Here is a 23,160-nt window from a genome sequence, read left to right on the forward strand (position 1 = left end):
CGGCTCTCTTTGCATATCTTAATGACACGATCATTGCGATAGTGTCATGTTTTAAAACGTTTATTTAACACTCATCAAATAAACGTATATATAAGTACCCAATCTTATGAATTAGATAAATACTAGGGTCAATAACCAAATAAATACTATGCTAGTCACACCTTGGATACCAGTGGCCATGGAATGGGCTTTGTACGCTTGTGCGACGCTCATGCGACTGAACTGACTCACAATCCAAAAGAAGCTGTCATTGGCATGTGAGATAGTCATAGCACCGGCACCAATTGCCATCACGCAAAACACGCGTCCAAGTTCACTGTCTAGGCCAATCTGGCTCAATAGTGGGGCAACCATAGCAGAAGTCGTAACCAATGCGACCGTGGTTGAGCCTTGTGCTGTTTTTAGTGCAGCAGAGACGATAAATGGCATGAAGATACCTAAACCCAAAGCCGATAGCGTTGAGCCTAGGTAGTCACCAATGGGTGTCACTTTTAGCATGGCACCAAACGCGCCACCAGCACCAGTGATCAATAGGATAGGGGCTGCTACTACCAAACCTTGCGAGATGCTATCGCTGATTTCTTGCGTTTTTTGGCTTGATTTAATCAAGAAAAAGGATAAGAACAAACCGATAAGTAGCGCAGTAAGCGGGTTACCAATGAATATTAAAATCTCTGCTAGCGTACCACTACCGAACGGCGCACTTGGGAAATTAGCAACCGAAGATAAGCAGATTAGAATGATAGGAACAATGATAGGTAAAAACGCCATTGTCGCTGAAGGCAGGTGACTATAATCGTCACGAGTCTTCATTCCTTCAGGCATGGCTGCTGGAGCATCTACAGCATTGATATTGGCAGGAGTCGCGTTAAGAAAGCGATTAGACCACCACCAGCCAGCCAGTACAGCAACTGCTGTCACAACCACACCGACCATGATGACCAAACCTAGGTTGGATTCTAGACCTAAGTTACCTGCCGCCGCGATTGGGCCTGGCGTAGGCGGGACAAAGGTATGGGTAGCGTATAGACCAGTTGCCAAGGCAATACTCATCGCGACACTTGATACATGTAAGCGCTCAGCCAAAGACTCTTTCAGAGAGTTCAAGATAATATAGCCAGAGTCACAAAATACAGGTATCGAAACGACTGCACCGACGATAGACATGGTTAAAGTAGGGAAGCGTGGCCCCAATACCTTGATGACTGACTCTGCCATCACGATAGCGGCACCCGTTTTTTCAAGGATTAAGCCGATAATCGTACCAAATACAATCACAAGACCGATATAGCCTAAGATACCACCGAAACCATCAGAGATCGTTTTTGCTACCGTATTAAGTGGTACTTGATAAAATAGCGCGACTAAAAAAGCGGACAAAATTAACACTAAAAAAGGATGCCACTTTAACTTTGCGGTAGCGAAAATAATAAAAAGAATGGTCAGCACAAGCCAAAATACAATCATCACTGTCTCAATATGGTTTATATCTTAATGAGTTATTCACGCAAACAGGCATGAATAACGATACGAAATTTTGAAGGGGCATATTCTATAGCAAATAGGCATCACTAGGAAATACATTTGTCAAAGAGATGCTGTTTGTTATGGCGATATGAGTATTTTTTGATGAGAGTGGGGGCATTATTTTGCCTGTAGAGTTATCGCTTTTTCAATTTTCAGACTGCCTGTAACTAAGATCTCTCACTAAAAAACAGACTGACCACTATAGATGGCCAGTCTGTTTATAAGATATCACTTATTTTATTTGTTCAAGATGAGTTTTTTATATAAATTCCAACCTAAGCAATCTTATCGAAGAACGCTTTATTGTCAGTAGCTATCATAGAGTCGAAGCTTACGTAAATACCTTTATCATCTAGCGTTGCATACCAGTGGTCATCATCGCCGCTGGTCAGTATCTGAAAGTATTTATCATTAACGATTCTACCTACCGTGTAAATCTGACCCTTCGAATAAAAGGTATTGCCTTGAATGCACATTAACTTATCATCGGTATGTATCTCATTGTCGTTTATCATATGATGGCCTTTTATAAATAATATGGAGCAGTATCTGAATGCTGTTTGCGGCTAAAATTATATTCGTAATACATAGACAGTATCTTATTGTTTGGTATGATGTTTTTGAGTTAGTTGTTGCAGATGGTTACTGGTATATATCATGATCATAACAGGGTCAAAAGTCGAGATAGAATAGTAATTTTAGCGGCATGAGTGTAGCGAGAGTTGCCGTCTAGTCAATTAGTCAATAGAGAATACATAGATATAAAAAAGCCAGCAACACAAGGTCACTGGCTTTTTTATAGACTGAGTCTAATTATCTGAAAGATTACTCTTCAGAATAATCTTCGTCAGCTTCTTCTTCGTCAGCTGAATCTTCGTTGTTACCATCTTCAGAAAGAATAGTAACTAAGATGCTAGCAGTAACGTCATGGTGTAGCTGAATATCAACATTGTATTCGCCAACTTGACGTAGAGTGCCTTCAGGTAGCTTGATTTCAGCACGGTCTACTTCTAGACCTGAGTTAGTCAATGCTTCAGCGATATCGCGAGTACCGATAGAGCCGAATAGCTTACCTTCGTCACCTGATTTAGCACGCATGATAACATTAACGTCAGTTAGTGCATCAGCACGCTCTTGAGCAACTGCGATCTCTTTTGCTTCTTCAGCTTCAAGCTCAGCACGACGTGCTTCGAACTTTTCAATGTTAGCTTTAGTCGCAGGTAGAGCGCGGCCCTGAGGGATAAGAAAGTTACGACCGTAACCTGGTTTTACATCGACAGTTTCACCGAGTTTACCAAGGTTGACGATACGCTGTAACAAAATAATTTGCATGAGTCATTCCTAGTTAGCGGTTAACCTTGATGGTTATCAGTGTATGGAAGTAGCGATAAATAACGAGCTTGCTTGATAGCAGTCGCTAGTTGACGCTGATATTTAGTAGACGTACCGGTAATACGGCTTGGTACGATTTTGCCATTATCACTAATGTACTGTTTTAGCAATTCAACATCTTTATAGTCGATGTGAGTGATGCCTTCAGCAGTGAAACGGCAGAATTTGCGACGGCGATAGAAACGTGCCATGAGTATTCTCCTTTAATTAGTCTTCACTGTTGTCGTTGTCGTCATTATCGCTTTCACGATTGTCTGGACGACGAGTAGTTGCTTTGCGTGCGCGTTTTTCATCGGCATTCTTGGCTAACTGCGACTCTTCAGTGACAGCTTCGTCACGGCGCATAACTAGACTACGAATGATCGCGTCGTTATAGCGGAATAATTCTTCAAGTTCAGCCAAAGTCTCGCCGTCAGTTTCAATGTTGAAAAGAACGTAATGAGCTTTGTGAATCTTGTTGATTGGGTAAGCCAATTGACGACGGCCCCAATCTTCTAGACGATGGATAACACCGTTGTTGTCTTGAACTAACTTGATGTAGCGCTCAACCATGCCAACCACTTGGTCGCTTTGGTCTGGGTGTACAAGTAACACCAGTTCGTAATGTCGCATTATGACTCCTTACGGATTAGTAGCTATTAACCCTATGTTAATAGCAAGGAGATTTATAAGGTAAGCCCTAATTCCTAAAAATATAATAAGAAAAAAGCTTAGTTTATAAAGCGCCGTATTATAACAGCACTCGGTGATTAACACAAAGGTTAATCACCGAGTGCTGCCAATAAGATATAAAAAAAACATGAGTAATCTTTGCTAAATGAAAAAGCTGCGATTATACGCAGCTTTTTTATGACTATCATGAATTATATGGTTAAAAAATATTTACTCAGATTTTGATTTCTTTACCAGTTGACTGCTGTCAGCTTTGACCACTAAGGTTTTGGCAAGCTTGTCATGCCAACCAATGTTTTCAGGGCTTTTAGATGCCATGTAATAATGGATAGCAATAATCACAAAACCTAAAAAGCTAGTAAACGAAAACAGTAGATTATAAATAATAAACAACAGTAATGTACGTGTGCCGACAAGCTTAATAAACGAGGGTAGACGATGTGTGGTCTGATCCACAACCCGAATACCAGTGATTACTTTGCCTAGTGATTGCCCACGCATGGTGATAAATACCAGCTGCAATGCAAACAAGCCAAAAACCATGACTTGCGACATCATGAGCGTACTACTAGGAAGGCTTTCCATCAATGTCATTGAGTATTGATAAGCAGCATCCATATCTTGAATGTTTTGGAATTTGGTATAGTCCACATCCATTTTGGTCAATGCCATTACTAATGGCAATATGGCCAATACATACAGCAGCCCATTAAGCGCAGTCGCCAATACTCGCGACATAATCGGGGCAAGTACCACGTTGCCAACGGTTTTATCTTTGTCCGTGGCAGCCTTCTTAATAGTCGGCTTGTTTAATGATACATTGTTGTGCGGCGTCTGATGACGATTGGTCGTCATATCGGCCTTCACATTTTTAGAACGTTCAGGCTTGCCATATAGTCTATCTAATGATACTGAATTATTATCTTTAGTATTGCTGGTATCTTCAGGGAAGACGGTCACATTATTGATAATAGAATCATTCGCATCAGGAGTAGTAGCACCAGTCGGTCGATAAACCGTTTGATTATTGGTCACATTTCCTACGCGCTGCCACTGATCTAAGCCTTCATGCCACATTAAATCATCAAGCAATACTTCGCCTGATGCCAGCATGATATTAAGCTGTTCCAAATTGTATGGACCAGCTTGTACGTTATTTCGAGCAAGGAAAATCTGCATAATTGCCTGCATAGTTAGTCATGTCTTAAGACATTATATTAGGGTCTATTTGAAAAAATCAAATAGACCCTAATAGTGGTATCTTTAATGACTGTGTGAGTTACCGTTGCGACTGAACGTAACGGTCTACTTTTCTTCACCAGCTAGGAAGAACCAAGTATCTAGCACAGAATCAGGGTTCAATGATACCGAGCTGATACCTTGCTCCATTAGCCAGAACGCTAGATCTGGATGGTCTGATGGGCCCTGACCACAGATGCCGACATATTTGTTTTGCTTACGGCAAGCATCGATAGCCATAGTGAGCAATTTCTTAACAGCAGGGTCACGCTCATCAAATAGATGTGAGACGATACCTGAGTCACGATCAAGACCAAGCGTTAACTGAGTCAAATCGTTAGAGCCGATTGAGAAGCCATCGAAGTACTCTAGGAACTCTTCTGCTAATAGCGCGTTGGTTGGTAGCTCACACATCATGATGATGCGTAGACCATTTTCACCGCGTTTTAGACCGTTTTTCTCAAGTAATTCGATCACTTGTGCCGCTTCGCCAGTGGTACGGACGAATGGAATCATAATCTCAACGTTAGTCAAGCCCATCTCATCACGAACACGTTTTAGCGCTTTACACTCAAGCTCAAAACAGTCACGGAAGTTATCAGACACATAACGGCTGGCACCGCGGAAACCAAGCATTGGATTCTCTTCTGATGGCTCGTACAGCTTACCACCAAGCAAGTTAGCGTATTCGTTTGATTTGAAATCTGACATACGAACGATAACTGGCTGATCCATAAATGCAACGGCTAGGGTTGAGATACCTTCAACCAATTTATCAACATAAAAGTCAACAGGTGAGGCATAGCCTGCGATACGCTCTTGAATGGCTTGTGAGATCTCACGTGGCAAGCTGTTCATGTTTAGCAGCGCTTTTGGATGCACACCAATCATGCGGTTGATAATGAACTCTAAACGCGCAAGACCAATACCTTCGTTTGGCATTTGAGTGAATGAGAAGGCGCGATCTGGGTTACCAACGTTCATCATGACTTTAAATGCAAGCTCTGGCATAGACTCAACCGAGTTGGTCTGCACTTCAAAATCAATCTGGCTTTCATAAATAAAACCAGTGTCGCCTTCAGCACAAGATGCAGTCACTTCTTGACCGTCAACCAATAGCTCAGTGGCGTTACCACAACCAACGATGGCTGGCACACCTAGCTCACGCGCGATAATCGCTGCGTGACACGTACGACCACCGCGGTTGGTAATGATGGCAGAAGCGCGCTTCATGACTGGTTCCCAATCTGGATCAGTCATGTCTGATACTAATACGTCGCCTTCTTCTACTTTGTCCATCTCGTTTAGGTGAGTAACGATACGTACTTTACCTGAACCGATACGCTGACCGATTGAACGACCTTCACACAATACTTTTGCGCCAGTCGTGTCGATGACATAACGTTCCATGACATTGCTGTCTTGGCGACTCTTAACGGTTTCAGGACGTGCCTGAACGATAAAGATTTCACCGCTGTCACCGTCTTTTGCCCATTCGATATCCATCGCGTGGCCATAATGCTGCTCGATCGTGACCGCTTGCTTGGCAAGAGAGGTCAGCTCTTCAGTAGATAAAGAGAATTGCATGCGATCTTGTTTTTCAACATCGACTGTTTTCACTGATTTTGCGGTGCTGCCTTCATCACCATAAACCATTTTCTTGTGCTTGCTGCCTAGGTTACGACGGATAACAGAAGGCTTACCATCGGCTAGCAGACGTTTTGAGATGTAGAATTCATCTGGGTTAACCGCGCCCTGTACAACCATTTCGCCTAGGCCATAGCTTGACGTGATGAACACAACTTGATCAAAACCGCTTTCGGTATCTAGCGTGAACATAACACCAGCCGCACCAGTCTCTGAACGTACCATACGCTGTACGGCAGCAGACAGTGCAACGCCTTCGTGCTCAAAACCTTTGTGTACACGGTAAGAGATTGCACGGTCGTTATATAAAGAAGCAAACACTTCTTTAATAGCAATTAGGACGTTATCAATACCGCGAATGTTCAAGAAGGTTTCTTGTTGACCAGCAAATGACGCATCTGGCAAATCTTCAGCAGTCGCAGAAGAACGTACAGCAACAGCGATATCTTCGCCGCCACTCATGGTTTCAAATGATTCACGTACTTCTTGCTCAAGATCTTTTGGCAGTTCTTGCTCGATGATCCAAGTACGAATCTTTTTACCAGTCGCCGCAAGCTTATTAACATCATTGACGTCCAATGTGTTTAGCTCACTGTTGATTTTTTCTAGTAAACCTGTTTCTGTCAAAAAGCGATTGAATGCATTTGAAGTGGTGGCAAAGCCGCCTGGAACACTAACGCCTAAATCAGAAAGATGGCTGATCATCTCGCCAAGTGAGGCATTCTTGCCACCAACCATTTCGATGTCGTCTTTTCCTAGCTGATCAAGATTGATTACAAGTGCTGTAGATTGCGCTGCCATGATAACTCCAGAAAATAAGGTTATTTAGTAAAGATTATAACGGTGAATTATACCGCCATATTAGGAGGAATTCGAGGGGTTTTACCAAAAAACTTGTTAAAAATACACAAATTGTAGGAATTGCCATATAAATTAAGGCAAGTTTCTAAAGATATTACCTTTAGCAAGATGAAAAAATATCTATAGTAGGGGTGATGACATGTATTGATAACTGCTGACGAGTCTAAAAATAGACATGTTTAAAGCGGATTTATTTGAATTATTCGCGAAATTTCTGCCTTTATATACGACATGTGATATCAATAGCAGATAACTGACCACAAATTAGGGGTGATGTGTGAACTTAAAACAGCATAAGTCTCTAAGTGTACACCTGTAACATTGATTTCTATTAGGATGCTAATATGCGTATAATGTAGCGGATAGATAAGTAATGCATATGGCTATATAAACGTGCAATAGCAGCGCTGCCATCGTTCTGCATTTAAAAGAGATAAGGCAGCCAAAGTTAGATAAATGCTATTAGATCAATACTAAAAATAAAATGAATATCATTATTGAGTTTTCAACCGAGGTGTCAACGTTATGTACTCAAGCAATCCATCTGAACAAGTCAAGTCCACTATCCAAAATCGTCATGCGTTAAACTTGGACAGCTCACAAGCCATCAGAACGGCGTTTTTTATCTCAGATGGCACCGCGATTACGGCTGAGACTCTCGGACGCGCTATTTTAAGTCAGTTTGCCTCGGTCCCTTTTGAGACAAGAGTGTTGCCATACGTCGATAGCCTAGAGCGTGCTGATGATGCCGTAGAGCAGATCAACATGGCATATCAACGTGATGGGTCGTTGCCGTTAGTATTTGATACGATCGTCAATCCAGAGATTCGTGAAAAAATCAATTCAGCACACAGCTGTAATTTGGATATGTACGAAGGGTTGATTGGCCGTGTTGCAGAAGAGACTGGCGTAGAGCCAGATGGTCATTCAGGTCATGCGCATGATGATGTTGATTCTGAGACATACAAAGAGCGTATTGATGCAGTCCATTTCGCCTTAGACAATGACGATGGGGCGCGTACTCGTCACTATAATGCAGCAGATATTATTTTGGTGGGTGTGTCACGCTCTGGTAAGACACCGACTTCTCTATACTTAGCATTACAATTCGGTATTCGAGCCGCTAACTATCCTTTGACCGAAGATGATCTATACGACAATCAACTACCAAAAGCGCTGCGTGAGCATAAAGACAAATTGTTTGGTTTACTCATTGATACCGATCGCTTGGTAAAAATCCGTCAAGAGCGCCGTGCAGGCAGTCGTTACTCAAGTTATCAGCAGTGCCAACAAGAACAGCGTGCGATACAGGGAATTTATATCACGCATGGTATCCCAAGCTTAGATGTATCAGAGATGTCTGTTGAAGAGATTGCGACGCGTATCTTGCAGATGACAGGTCTTAAGCGCCGCATTGGGTAATGGACTATTAATTTTATAATATGTAATCGTCATCAAGTTTGTAAAAAGTATATTCATGCCTTATTGTGAGTACGACTTTACTAAATTGCTTGAATATTAAAAATATTAACTAGTGCACATAGATATTAATAGAGCAAACAATATATAAAGAGGACATGATGGTAAGTAAGAATATAAGTGACGCAACCAATGATACTGGTAAAGACGTCCACACTGAAGTATCGAATAAATCTAATGGCCGTTCGCCCAATCCTGAGCATACTGAAGGTAAAGACACAAAACAGAAAATCGAGCAGACGCATGAGCAGGTCACTGAAGATATCATGCATCACCCTGATCTCATCAACCCGCTTGATGACACTCGTATTGATATTAAATCTGGATTTACCAAAGATTCTCGTCGACTAAAAAGTGACGATCATGAGTATGAGTACGATGCGGTGGTTTTAGGAGCGGGCCCTGCTGGTGAAGCTGCTGCCATGAAGCTGACCAAATCTGGCAAAAGAGTGGTGGTCGTTGATCCGCGAGATCAGGTAGGTGGTAACTCCACTCATGTCGGTACTATTCCAAGTAAAGCATTGCGCCAATCAGTATTTAACTTAATTAACTTCCGTCGCGACCCAATGTTTACCAAAGCGATGGAGTATAAGCAAGTTCCGCTAAATGAAGTATTGGCTAAGGCTCGTCAAGTAATCCGTCGTCAAGTCAGTACGCATACCCGCTTTTATGAGCGCAACCGTATCGAAGTCATTCAAGGGTGGGCAAGTTTTATTGACGCTCATACGCTGCGCATTGAAGTCGACGACAATGTCTACGAAACCATCACTTTTAATAAAGCTATCATCACTGTCGGTAGTCGTCCTTACCGTCCTGAGATTTTAGACTTTAACCATCCACGCGTTTTTGACTCTGACAAAATCTTGCAAATGGATTATGTGGTCAAAAAAATCATCATTTATGGTGCAGGGGTGATTGGGTGTGAGTATGCGTCTATCTTTACTGGTCTTGGCTACAAAGTTGATCTAATCAATAACCAAGATCAATTGCTTAACTACTTAGACAGCGAAATCAGTGATGCCATCGCGCATGACTTTAGGCAGTTCGGTGTGCTTATCCGTAGTAATGAAGATATTGATTATCTTGAGACCCATGATGACTGCGTAATCCTACATCTCAAAAGCGGTAAGAAAATCAAATCAGATGCCATTCTTTGGTCAAATGGACGCTCAGGTAACACAGAAGGCTTGAATTTAGACGCCATTGGACTAAAAGCAAATAGCCGTGGTCAGCTAAAAGTAGATGATACTTATTGTACTGGTATCGACAATATCTATGCTGCGGGTGATGTCATCGGTTGGCCATCACTAGCCTCAGCTGCTTACGATCAAGGTCGCTGTGCCGCTGCATTTATGGTTGGTGATAGTGATGCCGAGCCAGTATCTAGTGTACCGACTGGTATCTATACCATTCCCGAAATCTCTTGTATCGGTAAAACAGAGCAGGAGCTAACAGATGAAAAAGTCCCATATGAAGTAGGTCAAGCGTTCTTTAAGCATCTGGCACGTGCTCAAATCATTGGTGAACGTTCGGGCGTATTAAAAATATTGTTCCATCGTGATACCTTAGAGATTTTAGGCATTCATTGCTACGGTAACCACGCGTCAGAGATTATTCATATCGGTCAGGCGGTTATGAAGTGCAACAATACGCTTGAGTACTTTGTAAACACGACCTTTAACTATCCAACGATGGCAGAAGCATACCGTGTGGCAGCATTGAATGGTTTGAACCGAGTATTTTGATGTTTAAAAATGACTCAAAGTAAAAGTGTCATATGTATAAAAAAGCGCCTACTAACATTAGCAGGCGCTTTTTTATACTCATAGATTTAATTAACTTGAAGATTTATAAGTAGGCTTTTTTTTGCGGAATACGCTTGCGTAAAAACAGTAGCAAAGCAAAGTAAAATAGCCATAAGCCAGCTAATGCATAAAATCCTATAGCGACTTGAGAGAGGCTTGCACCCATTTGGTTAAGCTGCACAGAGGTGTTGATCGCAGGGGTAGTCGGTACGATCCAGCGTATTACTTGCAAAACTTGAGGCAACTGGTCGGCTGGCCATGGATAGCCGCTCAAGAAAAATATCGGTAAGGAGATAAAGATTAAGATCTGCATACTGCGCTCACGCTGCCGGAACCATAATCCGAGTATGCAGCCGAGCGTTGCGACTGTCGGACAAAACAGTGCTAAAAACAATAGCGTTCCGAGCATATTTTGCCCACGTGGATAATGATGCAGCTCAAAAGTCCAGCCATAATAAAAACAGCCAATGATAAAGCTTAGTGTGCTCAGCGCTGTGATACGTCCGAGCCAACCGCGTACACTCGCAGCATGACGGCGCTGCTCATACCAAGTGCCAATTAGCATCGCAGTCGCCATCAACAGTGTCTGCTGTAAGATAATGACGGAGACGGCTGGGACGACGTAGGCACCGTAGCCCTCGGTTTGGTTATACAGTGGCATAATCCGTAGCGGTATAGCTTGAGTATTCTGTGCTGCGGTAGATGCATAAGCGCCTTTCGCAATGCTTTTTTTTACCTTGATGCCTGCGGATACCGTACCTACTGCTTGAGAGAATCCCAGTTGGACGTTTTTATTTAAAATAAAGTAGCCGCCGTTGCCGAGGACGCTGACATAGGCTTGCTGCCCTGACATGACTTGTTCTTCAAGGCCGCTTGGAATCACCATATAGCCTGCAATTTGATCGGACCATATGGCTTCTTTGGCCGCTTGTTCATTGATAAAGTGCTCAGTATCTAGAGATGGACTGGCACTTGCATAACGGGCAAGCGTACGCGACAAGTTACTATTGTCATAATCAACAATACCTACTGGAACATGGTTGACCACTTCAGTTGAGTAGGGCCAAGGATAAAAGAACCCATAGATAATCGGGGCAATAATCAACATCAAAAGTACGCCTTTATCCCCAAAGACATCTTTGAAAGTTTGAAGAAAGCTTGTCCAAAATGTTTGAGATGCTGGAGCGATATCTGATTGAGGTTTTTCGCGCTTGGTATTCGATTGTGCGGACATTAGCGTGCTCCCCAACGTTCAGGATGCGCCAATGCGCGTTTGGTTAATAAGGCTGCAAGTAGCATGGCTATCATGGTAGCAACCGCTAAACCATAGACAATGAGTAGGGATGTAGCAAGCGGTGCTTGCATTTGTAACTGGGCAATATGCAGCTTGAGGTAATGTGTTAGCGGCAATGCATTCGACCAGTATTGCGCGCTATCACTAATTGCAATATAAGGAAAGGTCACACCAGCAAAGGCATAAGAAGGCGCTGAAATAAAACCAGTCGTTGATAAACCCATACGCAGTGAAAAGGAGTTCAAAGTAAAAATAGCACCAAGCCAGAATGACAGTATCATCAAGCATAACAGGCCGATATATACTGCGATGATTGATAATATGCTTATATTTTGGTTCGACGTTATAAGCCACAATACCAAAGCCGACCATAAGCTATAGGCCAACATTGGCCAAAAATACTTGCCTAGTAGACCAGATAACAACACTGATATGCTGACAGAATTGGGTATTTTTGAGTCTGATGATAGTACAGTGTTGTTGGCGCTATCTTGTGCGGTGTTCAATGCAGCTGCTTTTTCAGAAGATTTAACCAAGGCTAAGTCAGGTGTACCTGTACTGATAAAGCGATACCAGCGACCAATATTTTTATCGCGCAGCTCGCGACCAATGGTAGTTGCCCCGACGACCATTGCTAATATATGTAGTAGTGCAGGTATGACGGTCGATGCCAAAAACTGCTGATAATTGGTTGCAGCATTGAACAGACTAATACGTTGGATACTGATAGGCGAGTAAGCAGTCATGGCTTGCGACGGCCCTACGCCTTGCTTTATCAATCGCTTGATCTCTACGCCTGCGGACAATGTGCTAGCGACTGCTTGGACAGCCGTTTGAATAATGCCAGAGTGCGTACCGTACTGGGCGTTTACTTGTAGGACTAAAGGGGCAGGCTTGTTAGATAAAATATTACGCGAAAAATCCTCAGGAATGATGATAACCGCATAAATATCGCGTTGCAAGATCGCAGCCTCTGCATCCGCTGGTGAATAATAAAGCTGTCTAACCGTAAGCGTAGGACTGGCTTCTAAGTAACGTACGGTAGTATTGGCAACAGCACTATTGTCCTGATCGATCACTCCAATGGGTAAATCGGTAATCTGAGTCTGTGAAAATATCCACCAAATCAGCAGCACTGTGGCTAGTGGTATCCACACCACCATACTAAGGTCCCAATGGTTTTTGGCTAAAAAACGGCGCTCGTAAGCGGCGCTACGTAAAAAAGCCTCACTTAACTTAGTCAAGTGCATGGCCTACTCTGGGTTCTGATTGATAGGATTAATATGCACAACCACACTCATTCCTGAGCGAATGCGAGTATCGGGCGTGGATGGTCGCGCTTTGACCTCAAAGGTACGCACATCAAAACCATCATCATTGTTGGTCGGTCGCCAAGTAGCAAAATCAGATAAGGTCGATGTTGCATAAACAGTAAACTGCTTGTTATAAGGCTTATCTGCTGATGATAATGCGGGAATAGTACCTGTAAATGTCTGACCAATAGCAAATTGATTTAAATAAGATTCAGTGACATTGAGCACTACCCACTGGTCATTGGTATCAACCAACGTGAGCAAAGGAACACCTTGACCGATGACTTCTCCAGCACTAACGATGACGTTGTCCACAATACCAGCGATAGGACTCTTTAGATTGGCTTCTTCTTTTGCTGCCAGTGCCTCATCTAGCTGGGCATCGACTTGTGCGACTTGAGCGGTAGCCGCTGATTTGTCTTCACTGCGAGCACCTTCTAATGCTAAATCATATTGCAAACGTGCGGCTTCAGTTTGATCTTGAGTAGCAAGATATTGCGCGTAAGCCTCATCGCGTTTTTGCCGTGCCATCAATCCTTCTTCATACAGACGATTGACACGCTGATAGGTGTTTTCTGCCAAATCAGACGCGGCTTTATTGGCTTGCCAAGCGGCTTTGGCTTGAGCGATCTCTTGCGGGCGTGCCCCGTTTTCTGCTTTGTCCAATTGACTTTGCGCGATTTGCTTACCAGCACGTGCTTGGTTGATCTTGGCATTAATCTCAGGCGAATCCATCTCGATGAGTTGTTGACCCACCGTAACCGTATCACCTTCTGTCACCATAATGTTAGCAATGCGGCCTGCTACCTTTGCAGCGATAGAGGTTTGCTGCATTTGCATTTGCCCTTGGAGGGTAATGACTCCTGGTTCATTATGCTGATTGCTTTTATATAAACCGTATGCAATTGCACCAAGAACACCTAGTACAAACAGTATGAGCAATATCTTTTTCATACGAGCAGATTTATCAGCTTTTGCGTTGCCACGACTGTATGCAGGTACAGATTGCTCTGGAGCGTCAGACCCACCAGATACATTTTCTACTGGATCGACGGAGGCTTTTGCATCTTGAGAGGTCACTGACTCGGTTGAATCAACTGATTTATTTAAGTTGTCTGATTCGTTTGGAAATTCAGTCATGACGGTGTGATTCCTAAAGCAGCAAAGTTGAGAACAAAGGATTTATGATTAGTACACTCGAACAGCATAAGGTTTGGCATTGTCTATGGCTTCAGAATTAAAAATCGCACCAAAAGCGACGATAAAGGCCGAATAATACAGCCAAAGCATAATGACCACCGCCGCTGACAGCGCCCCAAATTCAGCACTATAGTTGTTGAAGTTTTGCACATAAATCGAAAACAGCACGGACAATATAATCCAAAGAATGGTCGCGAGCGTTGCTCCTGGAACCAGTTTTTTTAGTGCAACGGCATCGCGATTTGGTGCTAGGCGATAGAGACTTAAAAAGCTTAAAAAGATAATACCCGCCAATACAGGCCATCTGGCCCACAATGCAACTGTTTCAGCCACTTGAGGGAAGGGGAAGTAATTCGCTGCTACAGGGATAATAGCAATAGAAGACACCGCTATCATCAAGACGACTACCGCACCAAAGGTTAGGCTCACTGCTCGAATCGTGCCTTGTATGAAGCTGCGCTCTTGGGTGATATGAAAAGCGAGATTGACAAGGGCAATTAAAGATTTGATGCCTTTGGAGCCAGCATAAAGGGCAAGTAAGGTCGATATGATCAGACTAAACGTCAGCGTGGATTTGGTATTAGAGACCAACTCACTTAGGCGCGAATTAAGGACTTCATATACTGTGTCAGGTATAAACGGACGCAAAATGGAGATATGCTCTTGCATCTCAACAGGTGAAAATACGAGACCATAAATCAGCACAAATACCGCCATCGCTGGAAAGATGGATAAAAAACCAAAAAATCCGACACTGGCGCAATGTGCCCAAACGTTAGTGGTATTTGCAATAGGCCACGTTTTTAGCAAAGTTTGTAGCCAGTTATTTATCGATTTGGACGTTGGTTTTTTCATAAAACAGTGATTCACTATAGTAATAGTATGGTTCATTGAGCGTTATTTTTTGGTAGCGTCATGCTGATTTGGTATATATCTTCGCCCATTAGTCTTATAACACTTAAAAGTTGAAACGACGACATAGCGCTTACTCGTATACTTTATAAGCTTTTATATATAATCATCATTCAGTGTACAAAGTCGGTAGCTGGATATCAGCGGCATTAAGATAAGCGTTAAAAGCAAGCGGCGTACCGCAGCTTTGCATGAGTGCGGCCAATGACTGTACATAACTGTTGGCGGCTTGCGCTTGCTCAGTACGTGCTTTGAGCGATTGCGTTTGTGCTTGTACCACATCGACTGTGGTATTCACGCCTTCTTGCAATCCTAAGCGGCGCAATCTTAAAACTTCTGCAGCCAAATCAACGTTACTTTGTAGCGCTTGATAGCGTGACTGAGCATTATTAACATCGTGCCAGTTTTTTTCTACCAGCAGTAGCAGGTTGTCGCTGACTTCAATCTCAGAAAGATCTGCCTGACGTATTTGAGCATTGCTTGATGCCAATGATGCGGTTTTATCAAGTCCGCCCCACAGTTTCCAACTGGCAGAGATGCCAGCGACCCAGCTTGGGTCTTTTTCGAGCTGACCATAACCATATAGCAAGACTGTCGGCTTGTAGCCAGTATCTGATAATGCATGCAACTGCTGAGCCTGCGCGCGTTTGGCAGCGACCTTTTGTAATCCTGGATGATTATTCAATGCCAAGTCTTGAAAATAGCTAACATCCGGTAGGGGACGGCTAGAGACAAATAATGGCGTCGTCGGCTTAATGCGATAATCAGTACGTAGCAATCGCTGTAACGCAATCATAGCTAAGCGCGCATCATTATTTGCATTGACGGACTCGCTTTTGGCATCGGCAAGCGCAGACTGTGCTTCTAGTCTATCGACGCGCGAAATAAAGCCTTCTTCAAACAAGCGTTCTGCCATATGATCCGTTTGCTGCAAGGTATCGTAAGCATCCTCACGTAAGTAAGCGGCAATAATCGCCAATTGGGCCTTAAAATACCGTTCAATTAACGTATTATAGAGCTCGTTTTTATCAAGGATGCTATCAGCGACCGCTTCTTGGGTGCGTGCATCTGAGGCGCCAGTCAATGCATCCGTACGCCCAGCGGTATAAATAGGCCAGACCACACCAAGACCTGCCCCTGTTGTCGATCCTGAGCGCTTAACATCATAAGAGTCTGGAATTCGCTCACCGACCAACTCCCCAAAGTTTGGTAAATCTGGTAGGTCTGCAATCGGAGGAACCGCGTTATCGACAGTATTATTTACTTCGTTGACGATACCGTTTCTAAGAGACGTTAGATCTATATCCTCATCCAGATGGTAAGCGCTGGCAGAGACGCGCGCAAATACGAGGGGATTATCGATAGTTCTGAGGGCGTCAGTTTGATATTCGCTGGCAGCGATGGCTGCTTGATTGGCTGCCATTTTGGGCGAGACTTGGACCAAAAGCTTTTGCGCTTGTTCTAGGCTTAAAAAGCTCGAGACTTCTAATGGATAGCTATTATCCACGGCTTTGTGTGTGATTGGATCGATAAGGGTGTTTAATGTGCTGTGCTCAGAATGAGTCTCTGCTAATGTATGACTAGGTGCCATTGCTGTCTGAACTGTCTGATTATTAATCTGACCATCGGCATCTACAATTTTTGTCACAGTCACCGGTGTCATGTCATCTGATGATTCTATATTATCTGAGCCCGTGCTCGCATAAGTCACTATAGGGCCGCTCATGAGTGCAATTGTCATCATAGCAGTCGGTAGCGCTGATAAAGTGAATTTCATAAGTCACATAAGCCATTAATTAGAATGTAAGGTATTATAAAATAACGGACAGCATCAATAGATTTTATTGCTCAAAATATAAAGCAGTCAAACTATTATAAACGATTTGCTAGTAAGCGAATAAATAATGCTGAAATAAAATATTGTACTGAAATATCAGAACGCTTTCTAATAAAGTGCTTGCTAATACGAAAGCGCTAAAAACGTATCGTGCAAAATAAGGCGTACACTGTAGAGCCACAATGGTGACGGGTCAATGCTCAGTATTCTGCTATTCTCTATTGTGTCATCCCTAGCGGTATGATAGAGGTTTGAGCTGTTTTTTAAATATTTGTTTATAAGTAACATCATAGCTTAGAGTTAAATAATTTAAACCACCGTACTTTTATTTTTATCATTAAATAATTTGACCAGTCATTTATAAAATATACAGTGATTGATTAACAGCAAACAATGAATGGCCACTAGTTTTTATCAAATAGAACCAACAATATCAGTAGAGGGTATGCGTAATGGCAGGATATATTTTGGCGTTAGATCAAGGGACAACATCGAGTCGAGCGATATTATACGATGATCATGCACGCCCTATTAAGATGGCACAACAGCCAACAACGCTGCAAACGCCAAAAGCTGGATTTGTTGAGCAAGACGCACAGCAAATCTGGCAAACTCAGATCAGCTGTGCGCATGATGTGATCAATCAGGCAGGATTGCTTGCGACTGATGTCACTAGTATCGCGATTACCAATCAACGCGAGTCTATTGTCATGTGGGACAAGCAAACAGGGAAGCCGCTCGCACCCGCTATTATTTGGCAAGATAGACGCACAGCAAATTATTGCAAGACACTCGCTGCTGAAAGCGCCGATAACAGCATGAATAAAAGTGCCAATCATAATGATCTCAACAATGACCTTCAATATGATATGGCAGCGGAAGTACAACGCATCACAGGTCTGCGCTTAGATCCGTACTTCAGTGCCAGTAAAATTGCTTGGCTGCTAGAAAATAATCATAAACTCAGCGTACGTGCCAGTAAAGGAGAGGTTGCCGTTGGCACCATTGATAGCTGGCTGATTTATAAGTTAACCGGCGGCGAGCACGTCATCGACGTGACCAATGCCTCTCGTACTTTGCTATTTGATATTCATAAATTGGCTTGGTCAGAGACGCTTTGTGATCGGTTTGCCATTCCTATGAATATATTGCCTAAGGTACTGCCATCTGACGGTGATTTTGGCAAAACCAAAAAAGGCCTATTTGCAAAGCAAATACCCATTCAAGCGGTGCTCGGCGATCAGCAAGCCGCGCTTTTTGGGCAAGGCTGTCTCGATGCTGGCATGGCCAAAAACACCTATGGCACAGGTTGCTTTATGCTGATGAATATTGGTCAGCAGCCAAAACTGAGCGAGCACAAGCTGCTAACCACTATTGCATGGCAGCGAAAAATATCGCCAACTCGTCCAGACAATTTATCATTTGATCAAATCGTACAGTCAGGTAAGCGGATGCTACAGCCACCCAAAAAAGAAGTCACCTATGCTTTGGAGGGTAGCGTTTTTATGGCAGGAGCTATCATCCAATGGCTACGTGACAATTTGGGTATGATTCAACAAAGTAGCGATGTCGAAGATTTAGCTCGGCAAGTAGACAGTAGCGAAGATGTGGTGCTATTACCTGCTTTTACTGGATTGGGTGCGCCTTATTGGCGTTCTGATATCAGTGCCAGCATCACTGGTATGAGCCGCGGTACTACCAAAGCCCATATTGCCCGTGCTGCGTTGGAAGCAATTGCCTATCAGACGTATGATGTGCTCATCGCCATGCAAAAAGACAGCCCTCATCCCTTGACTGAGCTGAGAGTAGATGGCGGCGCGGCAAATAATGATTTGCTGATGCAGTTTCAGGCAGATTTGTTAGATGTTCCAGTGCTGCGTCCAAGAGACACAGAGATTACGGCAAAGGGTGCAGCACTACTTGCTGGTTTGAAAACTGGGCTTTACGATGAGTCAACCATGAAAGCCTCATGGCAAGTGGATCGTGTTTTTGAGCCAAGCATGTCGATTGATGCGCGTGAGCAATACCTTGATAAATGGCAACGTGCCATCGCAAGGTCATTAATGCAGATATAGGTTTGATTTCTATAGTAAATTTATCAATGCTAAGCTCTTATGATTACCCAAAGTATGAGCGCACCGTACATATACGTCATAAAGATACAGGCTGTAACGCAATGCAATCGCAATACGGACACAGTTTACATAATCAGGCTATCTGTCTCTACCTATAAGTTTCTATACTTCAGTTGGATTTAGCAAAATCGCTAATCTTTTAGCAAATAAATAATTCAACAAATAATAAATAATTTAGGGACAATACTATGAGTAACCATGACGCTATCGATCGTAGTGAAGTAAAAAACATGTCTAAAGAGACAAAAGAAGATTTGAATGCAGACATCATAACGGGTGAGCCAGGCTCACATCCAGTAGGTACAGGTATTGGCGGTGTAGGCGGTGCAGCAGCAGGTGCAGCTATCGGTACAATGGCAGGTCCATTAGGTACATTAATTGGTGGTGCTATTGGCGCTATCGTTGGTGGCGGCGCAGGTCATGCAGCCGCTGAAGCCATTGATCCAACACACGAAGAAGCTTACTGGCGTGCAGAGTATGCAAACGCTGACTATCATAGAGAAGATTATGACTTTGATCGCGATATGCACCCAGCGTATGCGGTAGGTTATGCAAACCGCGCTCGTTATCCAGTAGATGCACGTTTTGAAGATCATGAAGCCGACTTAGAGCGTTCATGGCATGAAGTGAAAGGTGATTCTCGTTTGGCGTGGGATGAAGCGCGTCTAGCATCACGTGACGCATGGCATCGTGTATCGTAGTACGTATTTTACAAAAAAGTTAAATGTTAAAAATATCTAAGAATATGATTACTGTTAACTCAATGACTTTAATAGATAGCCAGTTTGATAGGCAGTCGGTTTACTAAAAAACTGACAATAGATTACTATTTCGTTGCTGAAAATAAATTGATTGTACGATTGGTTCTATTAATGACTTTAACCAGCAGTATTTATGTTATTTTAAAACTTCCAAAGTCAACCTTTGGAAGTTTTTTTTGGCATAAAATTTGCTATGAATCTATATGTATGAATATAATATAATATAAGAAAAACAAGAATGACAGGGGACTTATGACTAATAACGACGGTAGTAAACAGTTTTATATTGCCACAGCTAATTTATTGAACTTTGCTAACCCTAATCGCATTTATTATGAGAATGCCCCAGCTTATGACAATAGAGCCTATGAGCATAAGCTACGTGGTCTGTCAGACCTATTGGCTAAAGCACACGCTGATATCATCGCCGTACAAGAAGTATGGGATAGTAATGCACTAGAAGCACTAGCTGTCTCACTAGGATTCAAACCAGAGCAGGCAGTCATTCCGCTTGCAAGCAATGACACTGCAAGTCCATATACTCAAGGTAGAGGTGCACAAAATACGCCAGCCGTCGGTATTATTAGTCGATTTGAGCAGTTAGAGACGACCTTATTAGAAGAAATTGCACCAAAGGCTGTGATTGATATCCCCGATATCGGACCTCATAAGCATTTTAATCGTCCACCTTTGATATTGCGTGTTGACGCATATGGTCAACCAATAACGATCATCACGGCTCATCTAAAAAGTAAACGTGCGTTTTTCTTACGTGACGAAAATGGTCATCTATTAGAAGACATGGATGATCCAAATATCCGTATTCGTGCCAAGCTTCGCAGTTTGTGCATGCGTGCTGCAGAGGCGGCATCTATTCGTATGTCGATTATGGAACGTTTGCATCACACGCGTGAGCCATTGATACTGCTTGGCGACATGAATGATGTGACTGGTAGCGTAACGACCCAGCTGATGACTGAGACTGGCGAGGTCAATTATGATAAAAGTATGCGTGATGTCGCACTTTTTGACGCCGCTCGTATTCAAGCTCGCTACGGTTGGATGAAAGATGTGGCTTACACCCATATTCATCAAGGTATGCCAGAAGTGATCGATCAGTTGTTTGTCTCAGAAGAGTTCTTACCTGATAGCAAGTTTTCGCTCGGTCAGGTCGAAAGAGTTGATTATTTCAATGACCATCTTAAGTGGGATTATTCAGATAGGGTGACTGATCATGGTATTATAAGAGCGAAAATTAAACTGAATGATTAACTTCATAAAATTAGATAGTTAACTCTAGTAGAGTGTTAATCGATACATTAACTTTTAACCCATTCATGTCCCTTGCTTGATAGTGTACAAGCGTTTATGATGCCTCCTCATTGAGGTTAGTAGCGATAATATTGGCTTTGTATTGCAGTCGATAGCTCGTAATCCGGTCATTTAGGATGAATACTATTCGATGAAGATTATATTTATAAAATAGGACGTAACATTAAGAGACTTATAATGAGTGATAACAAAGACGAAAAAATCGAAGATGTGTTGGTAGACTCGGAATTGGCAAAAAAACTTGTACCAAACAAGTTTAAATTTACCAGTCAGCAGGGCCGCGCACGTCGTCAAAAACTTTTGGCTGGTGCCAAAAAGTTGAGCGAAACACAAGCCATCAATGATATTACTTTGGCGGCTGTGTGTGAAGAAGCAGGCATACCAAGAGCTTCTGCTTATCATTTCTTCCCTAACATTGAAGCAATATTTTTAGCATTGCGCTTTTTGAATGCGATTGAAATATTAGAGATGGTAGAAACCGTCGATATCGGCAATTACGATAGATGGCAAGGATATCTAACCGCGCTGATTGATCAGTGCGTGACGATATTCCATAATGATGAAACCAAAGCCAAACTCATCTATGACACCAATACGCCTGATTTTGAAGGTGATGAGTTTGGTGAAGATATGGACCATCAAATTGTTGACCTGGTCTACAAGCGTTTATCAGAGCGTTATGAGATGCCAAATTTTGAGGATATCCAAAACACGTTATTGATTGCTTATAGCATTGTTAATGCGATATTTACCTTGTCTTATCGTCGTCATCAGAGTATCACTGAAGACTATATTCAAGAAGCAAATACCGCATTTATCGCGTACTTACGCTGCTATCTACCAGAAAAACTACCACGTAAAAACCGCTAATTTTATCTATATTAGATACAAAAAAGCCGACAGATTTGTCGGCTTTTTTACTTCTGTCATTTAGTAAGGCGCTTTAATTATTTGGCGTTAGATCTTGTCCGCGACAGATATCGTCGCCTGTATCTAAAGGCGCATACTGCTTGTAGTAGCTGACGATAGATTGTTCTAAAGCCACGTTAGTCTGTGAATCGTGAGCATTCACATAAGCTTCGCGTGCTTGCTCAAGCCAGCGATCTGCCATACGAAAATGTATGCCTGATTCACGCCAACCTCGCTTACATTGATTGGTCGCCGCCCAAATTAACGCCACTTCACTAAATGCCATTTCACGTGGTACTGACTCTATACCATCGCTGTCTTTTAACGCACTTAGCGTTGCCCATAGATCAGGTCGCATGAGAGCAGAGGTAGTAGGGATATCTTGCTGTAGTTTGATGTTTTGTGCTGTATTATTTTTTAGTGACTGTAATATATTCTCAGCCATTTCTACTGCTAATGGGCCCTCAGCTGAGCGGCTATTCATACTGTCTTTATGGATCGCATAAGTAAGCCATGCTTGCGCTTTGTAAGCGAGGTACTGCTGATGAGCCGTTTTGTCTTTTTGCTGATAGGGCTGTAGTTGCTCTACCATGCAGTTGAGTACACGTTGCTGCGTGCTTTGATATTTATAAGAAGGCGCTTGAGCCTGAATATCATCACGACAGTCTACAACACTATTCGTATCAACGATTTGAGCCGTGTTGTTAGCGATGCTATCTTGTGCTGATGCAAGGGATACGACACTCAAAAGTAACAGTGCTGAGAGTGCAGTATGTACTGGTTGTTTATAAGCAGTGGTTTTAATGGCAGCTTTAAACATGATGCAAACCTTATCTGAAGGTAAT

At 42.8% G+C, this 23,160-nt stretch carries 19 protein-coding genes; 6 read left to right on the forward strand and 13 right to left on the reverse strand.

What is annotated here, in order from left to right; all coding sequences use genetic code 11:
* Positions 1-111: 111 nt before the first annotated feature.
* The 7 genes from I3255_RS04950 to ppsA form a co-directional block, all read right to left on the reverse strand.
* Complete coding sequence (locus tag I3255_RS04950; protein ID WP_238037451.1) at positions 112-1,467, reverse strand: GntP family permease; 1,356 nt, start codon at positions 1,465-1,467, stop codon at positions 112-114.
* Positions 1,468-1,802: 335 nt separating this feature from the next.
* The gene (locus I3255_RS04955) at positions 1,803-2,042 is read right to left on the reverse strand and encodes a hypothetical protein (protein ID WP_238037454.1); all 240 of its coding nucleotides are present in this window, start codon (positions 2,040-2,042) and stop codon (positions 1,803-1,805) included.
* Between the two features lie 310 nt (positions 2,043-2,352).
* Positions 2,353-2,859, reverse strand: a complete 507-nt coding sequence (gene rplI / locus I3255_RS04960) for a 50S ribosomal protein L9 (protein WP_201599665.1) — start codon at positions 2,857-2,859, stop codon at positions 2,353-2,355.
* A gap of 20 nt (positions 2,860-2,879) precedes the next feature.
* On the reverse strand, positions 2,880-3,110 hold the full coding sequence (gene rpsR / locus I3255_RS04965; RefSeq protein ID WP_010198808.1) for a 30S ribosomal protein S18: 231 nt from the start codon (positions 3,108-3,110) through the stop codon (positions 2,880-2,882).
* Positions 3,111-3,126: 16 nt separating this feature from the next.
* Positions 3,127-3,531, reverse strand: coding sequence for a 30S ribosomal protein S6 (gene rpsF, locus I3255_RS04970; RefSeq protein WP_238037456.1), 405 nt, complete (start codon positions 3,529-3,531; stop codon positions 3,127-3,129).
* A gap of 270 nt (positions 3,532-3,801) precedes the next feature.
* A complete protein-coding gene (locus I3255_RS04975) occupies positions 3,802-4,782 on the reverse strand; it encodes an RDD family protein (RefSeq protein ID WP_238037458.1) in 981 nt (326 codons plus the stop codon).
* 114 nt (positions 4,783-4,896) lie between these two features.
* Complete coding sequence (ppsA, locus tag I3255_RS04980; protein WP_238037460.1) at positions 4,897-7,278, reverse strand: phosphoenolpyruvate synthase; 2,382 nt, start codon at positions 7,276-7,278, stop codon at positions 4,897-4,899.
* A gap of 648 nt (positions 7,279-7,926) precedes the next feature.
* Between ppsA and I3255_RS04985 the strand changes: the two genes are divergently transcribed.
* Positions 7,927-8,760 carry a pyruvate, water dikinase regulatory protein gene (locus I3255_RS04985; protein WP_200960304.1) on the forward strand — a complete coding sequence of 278 codons (834 nt, stop codon included), beginning with the start codon at positions 7,927-7,929 and terminating at the stop codon, positions 8,758-8,760.
* A gap of 158 nt (positions 8,761-8,918) precedes the next feature.
* The gene (gene sthA, locus I3255_RS04990) at positions 8,919-10,562 is read left to right on the forward strand and encodes a Si-specific NAD(P)(+) transhydrogenase (protein ID WP_238037774.1); all 1,644 of its coding nucleotides are present in this window, start codon (positions 8,919-8,921) and stop codon (positions 10,560-10,562) included.
* 103 nt (positions 10,563-10,665) lie between these two features.
* On the opposite strand, the gene I3255_RS04995 is transcribed toward sthA, so the two are convergent.
* From I3255_RS04995 to I3255_RS05015, 5 genes are all read right to left on the reverse strand, one after another.
* Positions 10,666-11,856 (reverse strand): ABC transporter permease, encoded by a 1,191-nt coding sequence (locus I3255_RS04995; RefSeq protein ID WP_238037463.1) that lies wholly within the window; start codon positions 11,854-11,856, stop codon positions 10,666-10,668.
* Positions 11,856-13,166 carry an ABC transporter permease gene (locus I3255_RS05000; protein ID WP_238037465.1) on the reverse strand — a complete coding sequence of 437 codons (1,311 nt, stop codon included), beginning with the start codon at positions 13,164-13,166 and terminating at the stop codon, positions 11,856-11,858. Before I3255_RS05000 ends, I3255_RS04995 begins: the two co-directional genes overlap by 1 nt.
* A 3-nt stretch (positions 13,167-13,169) precedes the next feature.
* Positions 13,170-14,369, reverse strand: coding sequence for an efflux RND transporter periplasmic adaptor subunit (locus I3255_RS05005; RefSeq protein ID WP_238037469.1), 1,200 nt, complete (start codon positions 14,367-14,369; stop codon positions 13,170-13,172).
* Between the two features lie 48 nt (positions 14,370-14,417).
* On the reverse strand, positions 14,418-15,284 hold the full coding sequence (locus tag I3255_RS05010; protein WP_238037472.1) for a YihY/virulence factor BrkB family protein: 867 nt from the start codon (positions 15,282-15,284) through the stop codon (positions 14,418-14,420).
* 166 nt (positions 15,285-15,450) lie between these two features.
* On the reverse strand, positions 15,451-17,118 hold the full coding sequence (locus tag I3255_RS05015) for a TolC family protein (RefSeq protein ID WP_238037474.1): 1,668 nt from the start codon (positions 17,116-17,118) through the stop codon (positions 15,451-15,453).
* A 512-nt stretch (positions 17,119-17,630) separates the two neighbouring features.
* On the opposite strand from I3255_RS05015, the gene glpK reads away from it, so the two are divergent.
* The 4 genes from glpK to I3255_RS05035 all read left to right on the forward strand — a co-directional run bounded on the left by glpK (position 17,631) and on the right by I3255_RS05035 (position 22,276).
* Positions 17,631-19,253: a glycerol kinase GlpK gene (gene glpK, locus I3255_RS05020; RefSeq protein WP_238037476.1), complete on the forward strand. Its 1,623-nt coding sequence runs from the start codon at positions 17,631-17,633 to the stop codon at positions 19,251-19,253.
* A gap of 248 nt (positions 19,254-19,501) precedes the next feature.
* Positions 19,502-20,014: a hypothetical protein gene (locus tag I3255_RS05025; protein ID WP_201599679.1), complete on the forward strand. Its 513-nt coding sequence runs from the start codon at positions 19,502-19,504 to the stop codon at positions 20,012-20,014.
* Between the two features lie 312 nt (positions 20,015-20,326).
* Positions 20,327-21,346: an endonuclease/exonuclease/phosphatase family protein gene (locus tag I3255_RS05030; RefSeq protein WP_238037478.1), complete on the forward strand. Its 1,020-nt coding sequence runs from the start codon at positions 20,327-20,329 to the stop codon at positions 21,344-21,346.
* Between the two features lie 237 nt (positions 21,347-21,583).
* Positions 21,584-22,276: a TetR/AcrR family transcriptional regulator gene (locus I3255_RS05035; protein WP_238037480.1), complete on the forward strand. Its 693-nt coding sequence runs from the start codon at positions 21,584-21,586 to the stop codon at positions 22,274-22,276.
* Between the two features lie 73 nt (positions 22,277-22,349).
* Here the strand turns inward: I3255_RS05035 and I3255_RS05040 are convergent, their stop codons facing one another.
* The gene (locus tag I3255_RS05040) at positions 22,350-23,135 is read right to left on the reverse strand and encodes a hypothetical protein (RefSeq protein WP_238037483.1); all 786 of its coding nucleotides are present in this window, start codon (positions 23,133-23,135) and stop codon (positions 22,350-22,352) included.
* Positions 23,136-23,160: the final 25 nt, after the last annotated feature.

It is taken from the genome of Psychrobacter sp. Ps6 (assembly GCF_022129235.1).
Lineage (GTDB): Bacteria > Pseudomonadota > Gammaproteobacteria > Pseudomonadales > Moraxellaceae > Psychrobacter.

What these genes read in the sequence shown, in the direction of transcription:
- I3255_RS04950 (WP_238037451.1), bottom strand. Translation starts at nt 1,467, where the DNA reads ATGATTGTATTTTGGCTTGTGCTGACCATTCTTTTTATTATTTTCGCT.
- I3255_RS04955 (WP_238037454.1), bottom strand. Translation starts at nt 2,042, where the DNA reads ATGATAAACGACAATGAGATACATACCGATGATAAGTTAATGTGCATT.
- rplI (WP_201599665.1), bottom strand. Translation starts at nt 2,859, where the DNA reads ATGCAAATTATTTTGTTACAGCGTATCGTCAACCTTGGTAAACTCGGT.
- rpsR (WP_010198808.1), bottom strand. Translation starts at nt 3,110, where the DNA reads ATGGCACGTTTCTATCGCCGTCGCAAATTCTGCCGTTTCACTGCTGAA.
- rpsF (WP_238037456.1), bottom strand. Translation starts at nt 3,531, where the DNA reads ATGCGACATTACGAACTGGTGTTACTTGTACACCCAGACCAAAGCGAC.
- I3255_RS04975 (WP_238037458.1), bottom strand. Translation starts at nt 4,782, where the DNA reads ATGCAGGCAATTATGCAGATTTTCCTTGCTCGAAATAACGTACAAGCT.
- ppsA (WP_238037460.1), bottom strand. Translation starts at nt 7,278, where the DNA reads ATGGCAGCGCAATCTACAGCACTTGTAATCAATCTTGATCAGCTAGGA.
- sthA (WP_238037774.1), top strand. Translation starts at nt 8,919, where the DNA reads ATGGTAAGTAAGAATATAAGTGACGCAACCAATGATACTGGTAAAGAC.
- I3255_RS04995 (WP_238037463.1), bottom strand. Translation starts at nt 11,856, where the DNA reads ATGTCCGCACAATCGAATACCAAGCGCGAAAAACCTCAATCAGATATC.
- I3255_RS05000 (WP_238037465.1), bottom strand. Translation starts at nt 13,166, where the DNA reads ATGCACTTGACTAAGTTAAGTGAGGCTTTTTTACGTAGCGCCGCTTAC.
- I3255_RS05005 (WP_238037469.1), bottom strand. Translation starts at nt 14,369, where the DNA reads ATGACTGAATTTCCAAACGAATCAGACAACTTAAATAAATCAGTTGAT.
- I3255_RS05010 (WP_238037472.1), bottom strand. Translation starts at nt 15,284, where the DNA reads ATGAAAAAACCAACGTCCAAATCGATAAATAACTGGCTACAAACTTTG.
- I3255_RS05015 (WP_238037474.1), bottom strand. Translation starts at nt 17,118, where the DNA reads ATGAAATTCACTTTATCAGCGCTACCGACTGCTATGATGACAATTGCA.
- glpK (WP_238037476.1), top strand. Translation starts at nt 17,631, where the DNA reads ATGGCAGGATATATTTTGGCGTTAGATCAAGGGACAACATCGAGTCGA.
- I3255_RS05025 (WP_201599679.1), top strand. Translation starts at nt 19,502, where the DNA reads ATGAGTAACCATGACGCTATCGATCGTAGTGAAGTAAAAAACATGTCT.
- I3255_RS05030 (WP_238037478.1), top strand. Translation starts at nt 20,327, where the DNA reads ATGACTAATAACGACGGTAGTAAACAGTTTTATATTGCCACAGCTAAT.
- I3255_RS05035 (WP_238037480.1), top strand. Translation starts at nt 21,584, where the DNA reads ATGAGTGATAACAAAGACGAAAAAATCGAAGATGTGTTGGTAGACTCG.
- I3255_RS05040 (WP_238037483.1), bottom strand. Translation starts at nt 23,135, where the DNA reads ATGTTTAAAGCTGCCATTAAAACCACTGCTTATAAACAACCAGTACAT.